At 50.4% G+C, this 17,364-nt stretch carries 15 protein-coding genes; 2 read left to right on the top strand and 13 right to left on the bottom strand.

Annotated features, from left to right (window positions below; all coding sequences use genetic code 11):
* Positions 1–97 precede the first annotated feature (97 nt).
* The 3 genes from GT1_RS08965 to GT1_RS08955 all read right to left on the bottom strand — a co-directional run bounded on the left by GT1_RS08965 (position 98) and on the right by GT1_RS08955 (position 3,087).
* Entirely contained in the window at positions 98–955 is an 858-nt protein-coding gene (locus GT1_RS08965; protein WP_188398416.1) for a methyl-accepting chemotaxis protein, read from the bottom strand.
* Positions 956–1,198: 243 nt separating this feature from the next.
* A complete protein-coding gene (locus GT1_RS08960; protein ID WP_188398415.1) occupies positions 1,199–2,221 on the bottom strand; it encodes a SpoIID/LytB domain-containing protein in 1,023 nt (340 codons plus the stop codon).
* A 41-nt stretch (positions 2,222–2,262) separates the two neighbouring features.
* The gene (locus GT1_RS08955; protein ID WP_188398414.1) at positions 2,263–3,087 is read right to left on the bottom strand and encodes a VanW family protein; all 825 of its coding nucleotides are present in this window, start codon (positions 3,085–3,087) and stop codon (positions 2,263–2,265) included.
* 85 nt (positions 3,088–3,172) lie between these two features.
* Between GT1_RS08955 and GT1_RS08950 the strand changes: the two genes are divergently transcribed.
* Entirely contained in the window at positions 3,173–4,678 is a 1,506-nt protein-coding gene (locus GT1_RS08950; RefSeq protein WP_188398413.1) for a Mur ligase family protein, read from the top strand.
* Between the two features lie 2 nt (positions 4,679–4,680).
* On the opposite strand, the gene GT1_RS08945 is transcribed toward GT1_RS08950, so the two are convergent.
* The 3 genes from GT1_RS08945 to GT1_RS08935 form a co-directional block, all read right to left on the bottom strand.
* A complete protein-coding gene (locus GT1_RS08945) occupies positions 4,681–5,274 on the bottom strand; it encodes a cytochrome b/b6 domain-containing protein (protein WP_188398412.1) in 594 nt (197 codons plus the stop codon).
* Between the two features lie 34 nt (positions 5,275–5,308).
* Complete coding sequence (speD, locus tag GT1_RS08940; protein ID WP_075752465.1) at positions 5,309–6,151, bottom strand: adenosylmethionine decarboxylase; 843 nt, start codon at positions 6,149–6,151, stop codon at positions 5,309–5,311.
* A gap of 96 nt (positions 6,152–6,247) precedes the next feature.
* Positions 6,248–7,114 (bottom strand): DUF2156 domain-containing protein, encoded by an 867-nt coding sequence (locus GT1_RS08935; protein WP_223226132.1) that lies wholly within the window; start codon positions 7,112–7,114, stop codon positions 6,248–6,250.
* A 229-nt stretch (positions 7,115–7,343) separates the two neighbouring features.
* Here GT1_RS08935 and GT1_RS08930 point away from each other — a divergent pair, with 229 nt between their 5' ends.
* Positions 7,344–7,565 carry a hypothetical protein gene (locus GT1_RS08930; RefSeq protein ID WP_188398411.1) on the top strand — a complete coding sequence of 74 codons (222 nt, stop codon included), beginning with the start codon at positions 7,344–7,346 and terminating at the stop codon, positions 7,563–7,565.
* Between the two features lie 130 nt (positions 7,566–7,695).
* On the opposite strand, the gene GT1_RS08925 is transcribed toward GT1_RS08930, so the two are convergent.
* The 7 genes from GT1_RS08925 to GT1_RS08895 form a co-directional block, all read right to left on the bottom strand.
* Positions 7,696–8,064, bottom strand: coding sequence for a VOC family protein (locus tag GT1_RS08925; RefSeq protein WP_188398410.1), 369 nt, complete (start codon positions 8,062–8,064; stop codon positions 7,696–7,698).
* A 5-nt stretch (positions 8,065–8,069) separates the two neighbouring features.
* A complete protein-coding gene (locus GT1_RS08920; RefSeq protein WP_188398409.1) occupies positions 8,070–9,830 on the bottom strand; it encodes a sensor histidine kinase in 1,761 nt (586 codons plus the stop codon).
* An 11-nt stretch (positions 9,831–9,841) separates the two neighbouring features.
* Entirely contained in the window at positions 9,842–10,978 is a 1,137-nt protein-coding gene (locus GT1_RS08915) for an ABC transporter substrate-binding protein (protein WP_188398408.1), read from the bottom strand.
* A gap of 74 nt (positions 10,979–11,052) precedes the next feature.
* Positions 11,053–14,829, bottom strand: a complete 3,777-nt coding sequence (locus GT1_RS08910) for a phosphoribosylformylglycinamidine synthase (RefSeq protein WP_373325736.1) — start codon at positions 14,827–14,829, stop codon at positions 11,053–11,055.
* Positions 14,830–15,131: 302 nt separating this feature from the next.
* A complete protein-coding gene (locus GT1_RS08905; RefSeq protein WP_188398406.1) occupies positions 15,132–16,124 on the bottom strand; it encodes an inorganic phosphate transporter in 993 nt (330 codons plus the stop codon).
* Entirely contained in the window at positions 16,117–16,746 is a 630-nt protein-coding gene (locus GT1_RS08900) for a DUF47 domain-containing protein (protein ID WP_075752448.1), read from the bottom strand. The genes GT1_RS08905 and GT1_RS08900 overlap by 8 nt, the downstream gene beginning before the upstream one ends.
* Positions 16,747–16,856: 110 nt before the next feature.
* Positions 16,857–17,201, bottom strand: coding sequence for an SMR family transporter (locus GT1_RS08895; RefSeq protein ID WP_188398405.1), 345 nt, complete (start codon positions 17,199–17,201; stop codon positions 16,857–16,859).
* Positions 17,202–17,364 lie beyond the last annotated feature (163 nt).

Genomic DNA, 17,364 nt, shown 5'->3' with positions numbered 1-17,364 from the left:
TATAGCGTAGTCGAAAGCGATTGCCAATATTCGTTGCAGAAAAGACGAAAAAATTTTAGACTTGTCAGCTATGAGGAAACCAACAAGTCTAATGGCTTTATTTAAAGGATTCTACCAGCTTATTCGTTGAAGCTTGCACATTTTCAACCATATGGATAATTTCCTGCATAGCCCGGGCCTGTTCGGCCGAAACAGCCGCCGACTGGTTGATGCCCTGGATGACGGCAGAGATGGAGGTTTGAATTTCGCCCAGAATCGTGTTGATGTTTTCTGTTGCCTCAGCACTGGATTGGGCTAATTTCTGCATTTCCTGAGCTACTACCGCAAAGCCCCGCCCGTGAGTTCCGGCACGGGCAGCTTCGATGGAGGCATTCAGGCTTAAAAGTTTGGTTTGCGTGGCAATACTGCGGCTCATATCAATAATTTTGTTGGTCTCTTTGACCTTTGTTACCGCTTCATCAGAAATTTTGGCTACCTTCTCGGTTGTGGCCGCCATTTCTTCCGCGGAGGCCGACATTTCCTCAATAGCAGCAGCCGCCTGCTGGACATTTTCCGACACGGTGCCGGCTACCAGCCGTACCTGGCCGGCATCGGCCATGGCCTTTAGCCTGGCACTAAACAAAGCGGTTACTACCTTGGCAATAGGCTGGGTATATTCCAGTTTGCCGGCAATCCCGAAAGTGCCCAAACGTACACCGTCAACAGCTACCGGATAGTTCTGCCCCTCTTTAAGGTTAGGGTTTTTCGCAACATCCTCCGGTCCGACAAATACGGCGTCCACCTCGCCGCGCAAGATTCTTTGCGCACCGCTATGGGTGATTCCCAGTCTGGTTCCGGCCGAATCCCCGATAATCACGGCATTACTGTCACAGACAATGGTGTGATAACCTGTCTGATTATACACAAACCTGGTTAGTTCGTCTGCCAGCTCTTTGGTAATGTTATAGTCTGCCAATTGCGTTCTCCCTCCATTATCAACAAATAATGCTGCCTGTAGTATTCAACGCAACTGCCTATTCCCCCTGCCGCTACGCACTGGAAAATAAATCGCGCCGCCTGTCCGTGCGTACCAGACAAGCGGCGCCGTCCCCGGGAGGTAGCCGCCATACTACCTCGCGTAATTAATGTATGCAGAATAAAAAATTAAATTCATCGTTCTTGGGCAATTCTCATAAAGTTTTTTTTAAAAACGTTATCCTCATTGCCACAATTTTTTTACCTCAGCTCCGGGATAGTAGTGCCTGATAATGTCTTCTGCCTGTTTGCCTTCCTTTGCAAAGGTATAGGCTCCCCATTGGCATAAACCGACACCGTTGCCCCAGCCCAAACCGGTAAAGACGAAATTGCCGCCTTCGTAATTCATCCCGGTAACCAGGGTGGATTTAAGCCGGTCATAGCCGACAGCCCGGCGAAAATCAGAGCCGTACATCTTTTTGTCACCGGCGCCAATGTAGAGAATGCGGCCTGAAGGTCCCTTTTCCAGAATGCGGATATCTGCCGGATTGCCACGATAGCCAATGGCAGACGCCACTTGGGAAGCCGGAATTTTCACTGTCCAGGATTGGATGTTCTTAGGAGCATATTTGAAGCAATTATCGGCGACAGGTTGAAAATAAGGTGTATCATGGGGAATTTCTTTCGGAAAGCTTTCTTCTCTGGTGGCACTGATCTGCCCATTGCAAGAGCTGTAAATGGCATTGACCAGACCGTCGGCATATAGCAGCACCTCGCCGCGTGTCCGCGCTACGGCCTGTCGTACACTGTCATTAACTTTGTGCGGCGCAAAGGCTTGCAATTCTTCTTTGGAAGTGCTGACATCAGCATTGTGCAGCCTTTTTATGGTACCTGCCTCCATAGCGCTGATGGTTAGTGTCCGCGAGGCAATAGCCTGGGCGGCCAAGGCTTCCATCGGCCAATCGGGCTGCATCTCCTGGGCTATAACCCCTTCGATATACTTTTCCAGTTTCATGGTCTCAATTGTGCCTTTTTCCGCAATATATACCCGGACTGTCGGTTCCTTGGGGTACTTAGAGGCCTCAAAGGCCGGCACACCGGGTATCGGCTTTGGTGCCGCCGGTGCCGGCGCCTTTTCGGCAGGTGCCGGCGGAGTTGGTGCCGGTGCGGGTTTTTGGGCGGGAGGCTTGAGTAGTGTATACGCTCCCGCGACAAATAGTAATAAAACTCCTGCGACTAATGCGGTATTAATTTTTTTGTTTTTCATGCGCTCCCACCTCATTGTTAGTATGTCAGAATAACCACAGCTTATACGTCAGGCAATGCCAATACATCGACCGTTAGCCGTGAAGCTTCCGTCCCGACAAAGGCGCGGATAATAATTGGCCGGCGGGTAGTGTTGACAAAGCGGAAATCCTTGTCGGTGTAGGTTGTGGCATCTTTACCCGGCGGTACATAATTGACCGGCCGGGAATGCGGGTGCCGTTCAGTGACCTTAAGCTTTGCGGCTAAAACAGCATTATACAGGGTGGAGGATACCTGACACATGCCGCCGCCCAGGCTCTGCTCCTTCCGGCCGTTGTCAGCAAATACCGTAGCCGGTTGAAATCCCCGTTCGGCAGTGGGCTCCCCGGTTGCCGCATTGAAGGAAAACTCCTCGCCGGCTGCAATGATTTGATTATTAATTAATTTGCCTGTCAGACGAAGATTGACCAAACGGCCGGCACTTTTGTCCAGAACCGGGGTGGTATAAGTACCCAGCTGCCAGCTTTTGGCCAGCACCGCTGCCGTGATATCAGGCAAAAACGGCTGATACACCGGCGTAACCTTGCTGCCGGCCGGTGCGGCCAGCAGGGCCTGTAAGGTGTCGGCCACATTAAGCCGCTGTCCCGGACGCTCGGGAAAAATTTCGCCACTGACTGCATCAAACCCGGCGTTGACCGCAGGCACATCTTTGGCTTTAGCCAGGGTGGTAAGTACCTTGCCGGCGGCTTCAGCCGACATGCCGCCCACCTGCTGCCCTTCTATCGTCACCTGATCAGCTACCAAAGGGGCCTGTGGCTTAGGCGCCGGGGCATTCAACCCGCAACCGGCGTTAACTGCCAGGCTGCCGGCCAGCAATAGCCAAAGCATAAATTTTTTTTTAATCAGAATTCACCTCCTGCCGGTAATGTGAATACCTTGGAGTAGCATATTTTACTGATAAGGAGGAAATGGTATGCAAACCTGTGCCGAATGGATCACGCAAGCCACCGGCATTACCTGCCACTCGGATAAGGTACGCCCAGGCTATATTTTTGTGGCAATTGTCGGCCGCACCACCGATGGCAATGCCTTTGCCGCAGCAGCGGCTGCCCGGGGGGCACTGGTTATTGTGAGCGATTCACCCGCCCGGCTGCCGCCACTGACACTTCCCGTAATTACTGTCCCGGATGCCAGATTGGCACTGGCCCGGCTGGCAGCCCTTTTTTACGGTAACCCGTCAGATAAATTACACTTGGTAGGCATAACCGGCTCTAACGGCAAAACTACCATCGCCTGTATGCTGGAACATATCTTCACCCAGGCAGGCCTTACTACAGGTCTCATTGGTACTATCCGGGTCAACACCGGGACAAACTCTTTTCCCAGCACACTGACAACCCCCGACGCAGTCAGTGTTCAGCATTACCTGGCACAAATGCTTAAAAACAAAGTAACCCATGCGGCGATGGAAGTATCGGCCCAGGGGATCGATATGCACCGGGTGGCCAATGTCCGCTTTTCAGCAGGTATATTGACCAACCTGTGTGCTGATCATCTGGACTTTCATGGCAGTTTTGCCAGCTATCTTGAAGCCAAAGCCAAGTTTTTGGACTTGCTTGGCACTGGTACGCCGCTCATCGTCAACATCGCTGATCCTTACTGCCAAGCCATTGCCGGCCGCTTTTCCGGCAAACTAATTACGGCTGCCATCGACAGTCCGGCCGACATTACGGCCAGCATTACCCACCTGACCACTTACGGCAGCGCCTTCACAGTAACGGTAAACAGGCCTCTTGCGGCCGGTAACGGTCAAATGCTCCCTGCCGGCCGTTATCCTATGACCCTGGCTCTGCCCGGACGGCATAATGTCGAAAATGCTTTGCTGGCCTGTATTGCAGCCCTGGTCCACGGCTTAGCACCTGAGACAATTGGGGCAGCGCTGGCTGATTTCCGGAGTGTTGAACGGCGAATGAATATTTTCCACTTAGAGGGGCTTACGATTGTAGATGATACCGCCCTCAACCCCGGCAGTATTGATGCCGTATTTGCCGCACTGGCCTCTTTTCGTTATAACCGCCTGATTGTTGTCAATGCCATTCGCGGTCAGCGCGGCACCGCCATTAATGCCGCTAATGCGGCGGCACTAACCGGCCAGCGCCGCAAACTGCCTTTTGAATTAATTATTACAGCCAGTAATGAACAGGTTGGACCGGCAGATAGCGTTACCGCTGAAGAAAAGCTGGCCTTCCTGACAACCCTGAATACCCTTAAGACCGATTATACATACACCGGCACCCTGTCCGGCGCCATCAGACTGGCGCTAGGGCATGCCCTGCCCGGCGACCTGCTGCTGTTAATCGGAGCTCAGGGCATGGATGCCGGGAGGCAGGTATTGTCGTCTTTGGCCAAAACACCGGAAAACCCTTGCCGGGACCAAGGTCATTATCCCCGGCCGGTATGGAGTGCGGCTGCCGAATAAGGCTATTTTCCCTTGGTTTTCGGCTTTGGTTCTTTGTCCGCATAGCCGGAGAACATGGCTTGCAGCCTGGCCGGGTCTTCGGTTAAGGCCAGCATCACATGCAGCGGCATGGTGGCCAAAAAAAACATGGTTATCAGATAGTAGAAAATCCGGATGCCGGTAAGGCCGCCAAACGGTCTGCTGAGCCAGGACTCCTGCCCGGGAAAAAAGAAAGGCAGTGCCGCCAGGCCGGCAAGAAAAATGACCAGACCCCAAATGGTAAATAATGCCTTTTGCCCGGGATTATAACGACCGTAATTGGGGTGGTTTTCAGTGATAAACAGGGCGTAGCGAAAAAAGCTGCGCAGATTGGGAAAGTCACGCGACATAAACAATATTTCCGTGTACCTGCCGGTAAACAGGTAATAGCAGCTTTGACCAAACAAATTCAGCATAAGGATAATCCCGGCAAGGGTATGGGTCTTGCGCACTACTCCATACTTCAGGCCGGGCCAAGGCTCATGCAGGTATAGGCCGGTTATTACCAAATACATTACGGCGAAAAACATAATCCAGTGAAAGATCCGCACAGGCAGCGGCTGCAACAATAGTTTCATAAAAATAAAATCCCCCAAATGGGGGATTTTCATGTTACATCTTTAAATGAACTTTAGGAATATTTTTTCCGTAAAAAATTTCGGCCATTTCTTTTTTCAGGCGCTGCTTGATTTTCTTTTTCTCGCCGGCCTGCAATTCTTTTTTGGCGGTACCGAATAAATAGTTATCCAAATCAAATTCTTTCAAAAGCATCTTGGTGTGAAAAATGTTTTCCTGATATACATTCACATCAATCATCTGGTACATGTCGCGATTGTCGCCGGAAATATAGTTTTGAATCGAGTTGATCTTATGGTCGATAAAAAACTTTTTACCGTTAACATCCCGGGTAAAACCGCGCACCCGGTAATCCATAACGGCGATGTCCGGGCGAAAGGTATTAATGAGGAAGTTCAGGGCCTTAAGTGGTGAAATATGACCACAGGTCGATACGTCAATGTCGGCACGGAAAGTACTGATACCTTCGTCCGGATGGCTTTCCGGATAGGTGTGGACGGTAATATGGCTTTTGTCCAAATGGCAGACCACCGCATCAGGCATGGGTTCATTGAGCTCGCACTCCCCGCATTCCTCACTGGTAAAAATGGCCCCAGGCTGGTGGACGGCTTCCTCGGAAATCAGCATGGTGACACTGGCCCCTTGCGGGTCGTAGTCCTGTTTGGCAATATTCAAGATGTTAGCGCCAATCATATTAGCTACTTCGGTGAGAATATTGGTCAAACGCTCGGCGCTATATTCTTCATCAATATACTCGATGTAGGAATGACGATGCTGGGGAGTCTTCGCATAGCAGATGTCGTACATATTAAAGCTGAGCGATTTGGTGAGATTATTAAATCCATAGAGTTTTAGTTTTTTAATTGATTTAATTTCCATCTTGCCTGTCCTTCTCCTCACAGCTAAAAAATATAGGCTTTACCTTGAAAGAATTATACCACACCAAGGCAAAAAGTATAAGTTTTTAGGCTTTTTTTAAAATACAATATTGAATTTCTCAGTCATTTTTACCGGATAATAGGATTCTTTGGCCTTGCGCAAGCCTTCGATGCCCATATCTTCTTCCCGGTTAATCAAGCTAAGGTGCTGCCAGGCAGTTGCGCAGAACTTCTGGTTGATAACCGGATAAACACCGCGAATATCGGGATTTGCCTTTTCCACATGGATAACCGCAGTATCGCTGTTAAGCTGCTCACCAAAGGTAAAGGCCTCGACTTTGCCGCTGATAAGCAGCAGGCCACCGGTCAGCTTAAGCTCATCCCAATGGGTAAGCACCTCAATAACAGCATCCCGCTCACCGCGCAAATGAGCATCCTCGTCACAGCCTTTTTTCTTGCACCATTCCATTTCACTCTCAATACATTTGGGCGCCCATTCTGCAGTAAGAGGAAAATACTGGTAGTTACTGTAATTGCGGTAAAAGCTGTTGATATGATTTTTCTTGCCATGGTATTTGCGGCCTTTTAATTCAATCAAATCCTTGCTATTATAAACATAGTCGAAATTGTCACGTTCACTGGTAAGCGTAAACTGTCCGGGCCGCCATTTCTCAATAATGTCGACCATAAACTTTTCGACGCCCCGCAGGACAAAGGGCCGGTTCTCTGCCGCACAGTAGGCAGCCATTTTTTCCAGCACAGCTTCCACGCCCTGGTCAGGACCCATTGGCTGAAGCATAAACCGGTGATTGTCATATTCAGCTTGAAGAATCAGATACCCGTCCTGCTCTGCCCACCTAATCGAATAGATGTTGCGCCACATAAATAAATTGGTAAAATTAAAATGAGCGTTCTCATAACGGCGCTGCGTAAAGCATTTATCAAAAAAAGGCTTTTGCGCCAAAGTGATCTTCTGGAAGTTGATACGAATTCCCCCTATTTATGATCAACCTGATCTGTTTTGTCAACATAGGCTGAGTAATTGTTAACGCATTTTATTATATTCCAGTCACTGCTTCCACGCAACATATATAGTATCCACGAAGAAAGCCGTCAACATGCTGCTATATATTCCTCAGGTAAAAAATATAGCAGACGCAGGCAAGTACTATACTTAAGAAAGAGGTGAAGATATGACTAAACGCGCACCCACCTTGCTGTCCGGCGATTGCCCTTATCTGGAGAAACGCCATACCATTATTGCGATTTACCGGGAAACCCGTATTCCCGGCGAGGCGGTTCCCCATTATCAGGTGGCTGAAATCGAATGTGATTTCAGTGATGAGTGCGGCCTGGAGAAATGCCCGCTGGGGGAAAATGCCCCCAAGCATCCTCCCGGCATAGGCTTAGGCTAATGCGCCGTAAGCCATAGATATAAGGACAGTTCTTACCGCTGCAGCTTGTCTGCCAGTCAAGAACCGTCCTTGTTTTGTTTGCAGCGCGTACTATAGGGTGCCGTCATCCTCCAAGCCGAGTTTCAGTGCTTTATAACTTTTGGATAAACTCCAGGCGTTCTCCGTCAGGGCCGCTAAAAAACATCAGCTTTTTATTGCCCAATATTTTGGGCTGATCGAGCAGCAGCCTGACCTGCTGCTGCCGCAATTTAGCAAGCTCAACCTCCAGATCGTTGACCAGGAAGGCAATATGATCAACAATTCCCGGCCCGCGCTCACCGGCAGCATCCTCTTTGTACTGAATAAGTTCGATGGTCTGCTGGCCTGCCTTAATAAACTCCAGGCGGATACGCTCATCCTGGTAGCTTTCCTCCCGGGTACAGCCCAGTACCGTTGTATAGAATTCCAGTGATTTGTCGGCATCTTTGACGACTACGCCAATATGAGCAACATTGTACATAACCACTATTCCTCCTTTAACCGTTCCGGCCACGTAAAGATAAACTTCGCCCCCTGACCTGCCGCCGATAGTAACTCAATCTGGCCCCCCTGGTTCTCAACAATCTTTTTAACCAAAGCCAAACCTATGCCGGTATTTTTCAAAGTAGCGCACGGCTGCAGGGTTTGAAACATCTCAAAAATTTTGCGGTGATATTCCGGAGCAATGCCAGGCCCGTTATCAGCCACACTAAAGGCAAAACCGCCGTCTGTCCTGGCAACAGTTACAAGTATCTGGCCATCCGGCCTGTTATGATGGTTAACGGCATTACCGATGAGATTGACAAACACCTGCTTAAGCCGAATCCGTTCGGTCTTAATTACCGGCATATCCGGCCCGATCAAAATGTGAAAGCCGTCAGGCAGCGCTAAGTCTTCGATCACTTCGGCCAGCAAGTGCTGAATATTAACCGGCTCGACGCCTGTCTTAACCCTGCCGATACGGGAATATTCCAGGATATCTTCAATCAAATTAGCCATGCGCTGTACCCGTCCGCGCAAAAGCTCCAGCTTGTGCCGGATATCGGCATCCAAGGTGCCGGCAAGGTCTTCTGCAATCCATTGTGACAAATTATCAATAGCTCGCAGCGGCGCCTTGAGGTCATGGGAAACAACATAGGCAAACTGATCCAGTTCCCGGTTGCTCCGTTCCAGCGTCTGCGCATATTTGGTCAATTCAGCTTCGCGCCGGCGCACGGCCTCGGTCATCGCATGAAAATGTTCTGACAGAGCAGTAAACTCGGTATATTCATAAGCCTTAAACGGCAAATTGTAATTGCCTGAAGCTACCTGCCTGGCTTCGGCAGTGAATTCATTGAGCGGTTTAAAGATTTTTTTCAAATTGAACATGGCAATAATGCCTGCCAGCACCAGGGCCAAAGCAGCGCCAATGACAAAGATGTTCCGGGTTCTGTGCACCGGTGCAAAGGCAACCTCGGTCTGCTGGATCACAATCAGCGGCCAGCCCGTCGGCTTCACCATTCCTGCCGTAAGGAGATATTCCTGCTGTCCGTATTTGACATGGATTGTACCGTCCTCACAGGCTAATGCATCATGAATAATCTCCCTGTCACCAATATTGCTGCGCTGGTATACCTGACTCTGGTCAGAGTGTCCAATAAAAGTGCCCTCATGATCAAGAATGGCCGCCCAGCTGCCCTTGGTATTAGTATCATTTTTGGCCACAATTTCATTTAATTTGCTTAGATTGACATAGCCCACAAGCATGCCGTCAGCCATCGGCTTAGTCACCGTCAGAGTCGGCTGGCCTGTATGCTGGGAGATAAAGGTAGCCGACCAATACGTGGAATCAGCTTGCTGGGTAATCTGAAAAAACGGTTGTCTTGACATATCCAGGGTTGCATAGCTGGCATGATAAGGTGCAACCATCACAGACTGTCCTTTGGCATTGAGCACATACACAGTCTCAAAATAGTTGTGACTGGCGACCAGGGTATCCAGATAATATTGCCTTTGACGGTTATCAAGCCCGCCTGTCTCCAGCATAAGCGCCGCTTCCTGCATTACCATGCCGGCTGTTGCCAGAAAATCCTCGGTACTGGCAATCAAACTGCGCGCCAAATGGATATTATGCCGGACTACCTGCTCTCCCATACTTCTGGACAGAAGTGTAACGGTAATAATACTAATTACCAGAATAGGCAGAGCTACCGCGACTATGAAGTTAAAGGTCATAACCCCTTTGAGACTGCCTGTAATTTTGCTCATATGCCACCGACTCACTTTTTGTCCAATGTGACAAACTGACCATTTTTTACAATTACTAACCGGCAGACACGACTGGCATCGCCGGCAGCATTAATCAGGTAGTCATCCCATAATCCCGAAAATTGCTGCTGACCGATAATAGCCTGTTTAACAGCAAGCGCCTGATCATTGCCTGCCTTATTTATTCCTGTTAATACCAGCTGCGCCGCTTCATAGCTATGAGCAGCGGCATAGTTTGGCCAGCTGCCAAACCGCTCCCGGTATTTGCTGGCAAACCGGATATAAGCCGGGTTATGATTGTCAGGACTATAGGTACTGCTGAATACAATCCCTTCCACAGCCTGACCGCCGTGATGAATAAAATCATTGGTCATAGCCCAGCTGCTGGAAAATATGGGTACGGCAGGCTGCCCTTTTCTGAGCCATTGACTCATTACTGCGGCATCAACCGCACCGGCCACCAGGAGAATCCCCTCCGGCCGGTAGCCTGCCGCCGCTTGCGCTAAGCTTTCGTACTCGACACCGCTGCCTGAAGCAAAAGGCAGTGTCGCAACAACCTTACCGCCAAAGCTTTCAAAATAAGCGGTAAACACCTCTGCCCAGTTCCGGGCATATTCGGGATTGGAGCTGTCACCGATGATAACCAGCCGCTTAAGCCCCAGTTCCTGTACGGCATAGGCCGCCTGCACCTGGGCCATAAGCTTAAGGGGTGACATAATGGTAATCAGCATGTCGTCATTGCCCCTCAGGCTATCCGCCGTAGCGGTAGGCGTAACGATAAGCGCCTTGCCGCTGGCGCTGACCGGCAGGGAAGCCACTGCCGCAGCACTGGTCATATGCCCGATAAGAATGCGTACACCGGCGTTAATCAGCTCTTCATCAACAGCCCGGACAACGGCAGGATCGTTTTTATCATCTCTGACAATAAGCTCAACCGGCCTGCCGTGAATACCGCCGGCCTTGTTGATTTCCTCAACAGCCAAAGTAACCCCATTGCGTCCGGCAACACCAAGATCAGAATAGCGGCCGGTCAACCCGCCGACAAAGCCGATCTTATACGTCTGCTGGCCAAAACAGCCTGATACTGCCGGGATGATGAGCAACAACAGTACACTAACAACCAACTGGCAGCGTTTTGCAGTCGACACATTCTCCCTCCGTCCGACAATTATTGTAAATAATAATTAGTCAACAGTAAGAAGTTTTCCTGCTTATTTTCTCTTTATTTAAAATATCGCACACCGGCGTAAAATAGCTGCTGGTCTTTATTGCCCGGTATATTGGCCGCAACATGCCGGCCGATACGTTCGGAGTGCCCCATTTTCCCCAGTACCCGCCCATCCGGACTGGTAATGGCTTCGATGGCGTGAAACGAACCGTTAGGATTAAACCGGACATCATAGGTGGGCTGTCCCGCAAAATCGACATACTGGGTGGCAATCTGGCCGCCCTTGGCTAGCTGCTCAATCTCCTCGGCGGTGGCGTAAAAACGCCCCTCCCCATGGGAAGCCGGAATGGTAAATACTTCACCGGCCTCAACACAGCTCAGCCAGGGTGACAAAGTGGAAACCACCTTGGTATTGACCATACACGAGATATGGCGGCCAATTTTATTAAAAGTCAGGGTCGGACTAGTTTCGGCCAAATTACGGATTTCGCCATAAGGAACCAGCCCGAGCTTGATTAATGCCTGGAAGCCGTTGCAGATGCCCAGCATCAGGCCGTCGCGGTGCTGCAACAGCTCGGTAACAGCCTCTTTTACCCGGGGATTGCGGAACATGGTAGCAATAAATTTGCCTGAACCGTCAGGCTCGTCGCCGGCACTGAAGCCGCCTGGCAGCATAACAATCTGCGCTGCGGCAATTTCCCGGGACAAAGCCGTGATAGATTCTTCAATATGCGCGGAGGTCAGATTGCGGATTACCAGGGTTTGAGCAACCGCTCCGGCTTGTTCAAAGGCCTTGGCGGTATCATATTCACAGTTTGTGCCGGGAAATACCGGAATAAGCACCCGGGGTCTGGCCACACTGACCGCCGGCCGGCGGCTGCTGCGCCGGGTATAGGCGGTAAAGGCCTGCGGTTGTCCGCCAATCGCACCCGGACAGGTAGGAAAGACGGTTTCCAGGGGTTCCTGCCAAGCCTCCAGGGCTTCTTCCACAGTAAGCTCCAGGTCGTTCCAGCTAATAACCGGCCGCGAGGTTGTCCGGCCAATAAGCTCATAAGGAATACCGCCAAGCGCTTGTTCCAGCTCTGTCTCAGCCGGTAATTCAAGGATGAGCGAACCATAATCGGGAGCAAACAGCATGTCTGGTTTGACCGCAGCCATAAGGTCAACACCGAGGCGGTTGCCAAAGGACATCTTGGTGACCGCTTCGGCCAGACCGCCGATTTTAACGGTGTGAGCCGCCAAAACCCGGTCTGCCTGGATAAGTTGATGCACCCGGTCATAGGCCAGGGTCAAGGCGGCAAAGTCAGGCAATTCGTCCTGCCCGCGCTGCGAGCGGATGAGTACCACCTGGCTGCCGGCCTGTTTAAACTCCTGGGAGATTACCTTGCCAACATCAACCGTTGTTACCGCAAAGGCTACCAGGGTTGGCGGCACCGTGAGCTCGTTAAAGGAGCCGGACATACTGTCCTTGCCGCCAATGGCCGGGATACCCAATTGCTGCTGGGCGTAAAAAGCGCCTAATAACGCACTGAAGGGCTTGCCCCATTTTACCTGATCCTTACCCAGCTTCTCGAAATATTCCTGCAGGGTCAGGCGAATATTACGGAAATTGCCGCCTACGGCCACCACCTTGGCTACCGCTTCCACAATTGCGTAAACAGCTCCATGGAAGGGGCTCCAGGTCGACAAGCCGGGATTAAACCCATAGGTCATGATGGTGCCGGTTGTCGTGTCGCCTGACAGCACCGGCAGTTTGGCAACCATACCTTCACTGGGAGTATCCTGATATTTGCCGCCGAACGGCATCAGCACCGTGCCGGCGCCAATACTGCTGTCAAAGCGTTCGACAAGTCCCTTTTGACTTGCCACATTAATATTCTGCAACATGCTCAGCCAGGCCGCTTTGCCGGCTGCGGCAGCGCTAATCGCCGGCTGTCCGGCAAAATAACTTTCGGCCGCCGGCGCCGTCACCCGTACGGCAGTATGTTGTTTCACACCATTGGTATTCAAAAACTCGCGGCTGAGGCTCACGATCGGCTTGCCGCGCCACAGCATCGTCAGGCGCTGATCGTCAGACACTTTTGCCACAAGCGTAGCTTCCAGATTTTCCTGATCTGCATAATCGATGAACCTTTGGGCATCGGCTGCGGCAACAACTACCGCCATCCGCTCCTGTGATTCGGAGATAGCCAGCTCGGTGCCATCAAGACCTTCGTATTTTTTGGGAACAGCATCTAAGGTAATAATTACACCATCTGTCAATTCACCAATGGCTACCGAAACGCCGCCGGCGCCAAAATCGTTGCAGCGTTTAATCATGGTGCTGACTGCCGGCTGGCGAAACAGCCGCTGAATTTTCCGTTCTGTCGGCGGATTGCCTTTTTGTACCTCGGCACCGCAATTCTCCAGCGATTCTTCCGTATGGGCCTTAGAGGAGCCTGTCGCACCGCCGCAGCCGTCGCGTCCGGTCCGTCCGCCGACCAAAATGACAACATCCCCGGCCGCCGGCACTGTCCTGACGACATTCTCTTTCGGTGCGGCCGCCATAACAGCGCCAATCTCCAGGCGTTTGGCAATATAGCCGGGATCATAGATTTCAGCCACCTGACCTGTTGCCAGACCAATCTGGTTACCGTACGAGCTGTAACCGGCCGCGGCGCCGGTAGTAATCCTGCGCTGCGGTAATTTGCCAGGCAAGGTAGAAGCCAGCGGGACACGAGGGTCACCGCTGCCGGTAACACGCATGGCCTGATACACATATGAACGGCCTGACAGCGGGTCACGGATGCAGCCGCCCAGACAGGTAGCCGCTCCGCCAAAGGGTTCGATTTCTGTCGGGTGGTTATGGGTTTCGTTTTTGAACATAACCAGCCAGTCCTCAGTCCTGCCGTCAACATCGGCTTGTACCACAATGCTGCAGGCGTTAATTTCCTCGGATTCGTCCAAATCGGCAAGCTGCCCCTGCTTCTTTAGCTCTTTCATGGCAGTGGTGGCAATATCCATAAGATTGATATCACGCCCCTCTGCCTTGTCACCATATATATACTGCCGGGCTTGCCGGTACCCCTGCCAGGCGGCAGCCACCGGACGGCTGAACCGCCCGTCTTCAATTTCCACCGCTTCAATCCTGGTGTGGAAGGTGGTATGCCGGCAATGATCAGACCAATAGGTATCAATAACTTTTATTTCCGTAATCGTTGGCTCACGCTTTTCCGTATCGCGGAAATAAGCCTGGCAGAAAGCCAAATCCTCCAGGCTCATCGCCAGACCCCGCTTAGCTAAAAACCGGACCAGTTCCGCCTGTGACAACCCGGTAAACCCGTTGAGTACCGCAACATCGGGCGGCGTCTCGGTTGGCAGCCCCAGAGTTGCCGGTTTCTCCAGCAGTGCTTCCCGGGCTTCGATGGGGTTAATACAGTAATCCTTGATTTTAGCAAGCTCAGCGTCGGAAAGTTCCCCTTCCAATACCAGTACTTTGGCAGTACGAATGTCGGGACGTTCCTTTTGCGTGAGAATTTGCACCGACTGGGCGGCCCAATCGGCACGCTGGTCGTATTGACCTGGCAAATATTCCATAGCCAACACCCTGACCCCGGCAGGAACAGGCATTTCTTCCCGGTAGAGAAAATCCACCGGCGGTTCGGAGAATATGGTATAAAGTGACGATTCAAATTCAGAGTCGCTTATCCCGCTGATATCATAGCGATGCAGAATACGCACTCCGGTCAAACCGGTTATCCCCAGATGGTGTTTCAAATCAGAATAGACGCCTTCCGCTTCTACGGCAAAACCCGGTTTCTTTTCAACAAATATACGGCGAACGGTGCTCAAAACACATACCTCCTTATTATTACAGTCAGGAGCAGTACCTGCCCCCTGTCCCTGAAATATCATGAAAAACACGGCAAGATATTATTACTATTATAATTGAGTTGATAAATGAATAGCAAGGTGATAAGCAAGAATTGCCGGCTGCGGTCCTTACAACCGCCCGCGCCGCCCCGTACCGGCACCTTTTGTTTTATAAGACCTCAGTGGCTCACAGAACTTATGTTCTGTCAGATTAAAAGAAAAGCAGCCCTGTGCTTGCGCCTTGAGCTGCCATCGTAAAAGCCTATATATTCATATTATTGCTACATAAATAGTTTTAGTACTTTATACATCAGAGCACTGGTGACGGCACTAAAAGGAATGGTCAATACCCAGGCAAATAACATTTGCTGAGCCACACCCCAGCGCACAGCGGAAATCCGTTTGGAAGAACCCACTCCCATAATTGAGCCTGATACCACATGGGTAGTGCTGACAGGCAGGTGAAGATTGGTAGCCGCAAAAATAACAAGTGATGAATTCAAATCAGCAGCAAAGCCGCTAATAGGCTCAAGCTTAAAAATTTTCCCGCCCATAGTTTTGATGATTTTCCAGCCGCCGGCTGCCGTACCTAAAGCCATTGCCATGGCACAGGACAGTTTTACCCAAAAGGGCACTTCCAGTGTCGCTATCTGCCCTGAGCTTAACAGCGCCAGGGTAATAATGCCCATAGCCTTTTGCGCATCATTCGAACCATGCGAAAACGACATCATGCTGGCAGACAACAACTGCATCTTCTTAAAGCCTGAATTTAACTTCCCCGGCTCCTGTCTGCCAAACATCCACAGCAGGGCAATCATAATGATATAGCCGCCAGCCATGGCAATGAGCGGTGACAGCACCAGGGACAGGAAAATCCTTTCAACCCCGATAAAGTTAATGGCCTCAAAGCCTGCACCGACTACCACGGCTCCCAAAACGCCGCCGACAAGTGCGTGCGAGGAACTGCTGGGAATACCCAGCCACCAGGTAATCAGATTCCAGACAATGGCACCAATCAACGCCGATATGATTACAGGCTGACTGACTAAGGATGCCGATTTTACAAGATCGCCGCCAATAGTCTTCGCCACACCTGTGCTGTAGAGTGCCCCGGCAAAGTTTAGCACCGCCGCCAGCATAACGGCATACTGTGGTTCCAAAGCGCGGGTAGATACCGAAGTGGCAATGGCATTGGCGGTATCATGAAAGCCATTGATGTAATCAAATGCCAGCGCAAGAAATACCACAACATAGAGCAACGTCAGATCAGGCATATTTTACGATGACTCCCTTTAGCAAATTCGCAATATCCTCACTGATATCCAAGGTTTCTTCCAAATGCAGCAAAATTTCTTTCCATTTAATAATTTCAATCGGATCCTTGCATTCTCTGAACAATTTAGCCATTTCCTGACGGTACAGCCTGTCACCCATAGCTTCATATTCAATAATCCGGGCACAGCGCTCTTCCAGCTTCTCTTTTTGTTTTTTTATCTCAGGTAAATGGGTAAACGCCTTGTCAATCTGTTTGACACTTTTGCCTACAAGCACAGCAAGTTCCCTGGCTCCATCGGATGCGGTACCGGCATTATATAACTCCATACGTTCAATGGTACCCTGAATACAGTCAATGACATCATCAAGCTTGTGAGCAATACTGTAGATGTCTTCACGGTCAAGCGGCGTAATAAAGGTTTTGTGTAATAAACCGACAATTTTGGCCGTATTGACGTCAGCTTTTTTTTCCAGCTCGTCAATCCGAACCATTAATTCGGATAAGTCACCATCCCGGTTTATCGCTTCTTGTAACACATCGGCCGCATCCCGGATTAGTTGCGTGTTTTCTAATAAATAGCCATAAAACTTTTCTTCACGGGGCTTTAAGCCAAATCCCATAATAGCCTCCTTAAAAATTGTCGAATTCAAACTGATTATAGCACATAACCGCGCCTTTTGTTAACTAACTGTAAAAAAATGTTAAGATTCGGTTAATTTAGCACTTACTGCTATGACTTAGCAACGAGGACAATACCACTGATAATTAATACCAAACCACCCAGCCGGAGAGGACTGATCGATTCCTGAAACAGAAAATAAGAGGCGACAAACACCAGTACATAGCCCAGGCTAATCAGCGGATAAGCGTAGCTTAGCTCGACAGTGCGCAAGGCATAAATCCAGAACAGGGTACTTAGGCCATAGAGAAACAGACCACCGATAATCGGCCAGGCAGCTATGATTTTTTCCGTAAGCGAACCTGTTTCAGGAATATGGGTGGCGCCGTATTTAAAGGCAATCTGCCCAACAGCCCCCAGCAGGACTGAGAATAAAATTATATAGATTTCTTTCATGCGTTCGTCTCCTGCCGTCAATAAGCTCTGACCCATATAGGTGGGCCAGAGCCTCCATCTGCTACTATAATTCCCTTTGCCGAAGGGTATTCCTGCTAACAGCATTACTATTATTTATTATATTGTGTCACAAATAGCACAAAAAGTTACCGGATTTGTGAAA

The organism is Sporomusa sp. GT1 (genome assembly GCF_014634905.1).
In the GTDB taxonomy this organism is placed as follows: domain Bacteria; phylum Bacillota; class Negativicutes; order Sporomusales; family Sporomusaceae; genus Sporomusa; species Sporomusa sphaeroides.
Note: the sequence above shows the minus strand (reverse complement) of the source record. Positions and strands in the feature narration are given on the sequence as shown.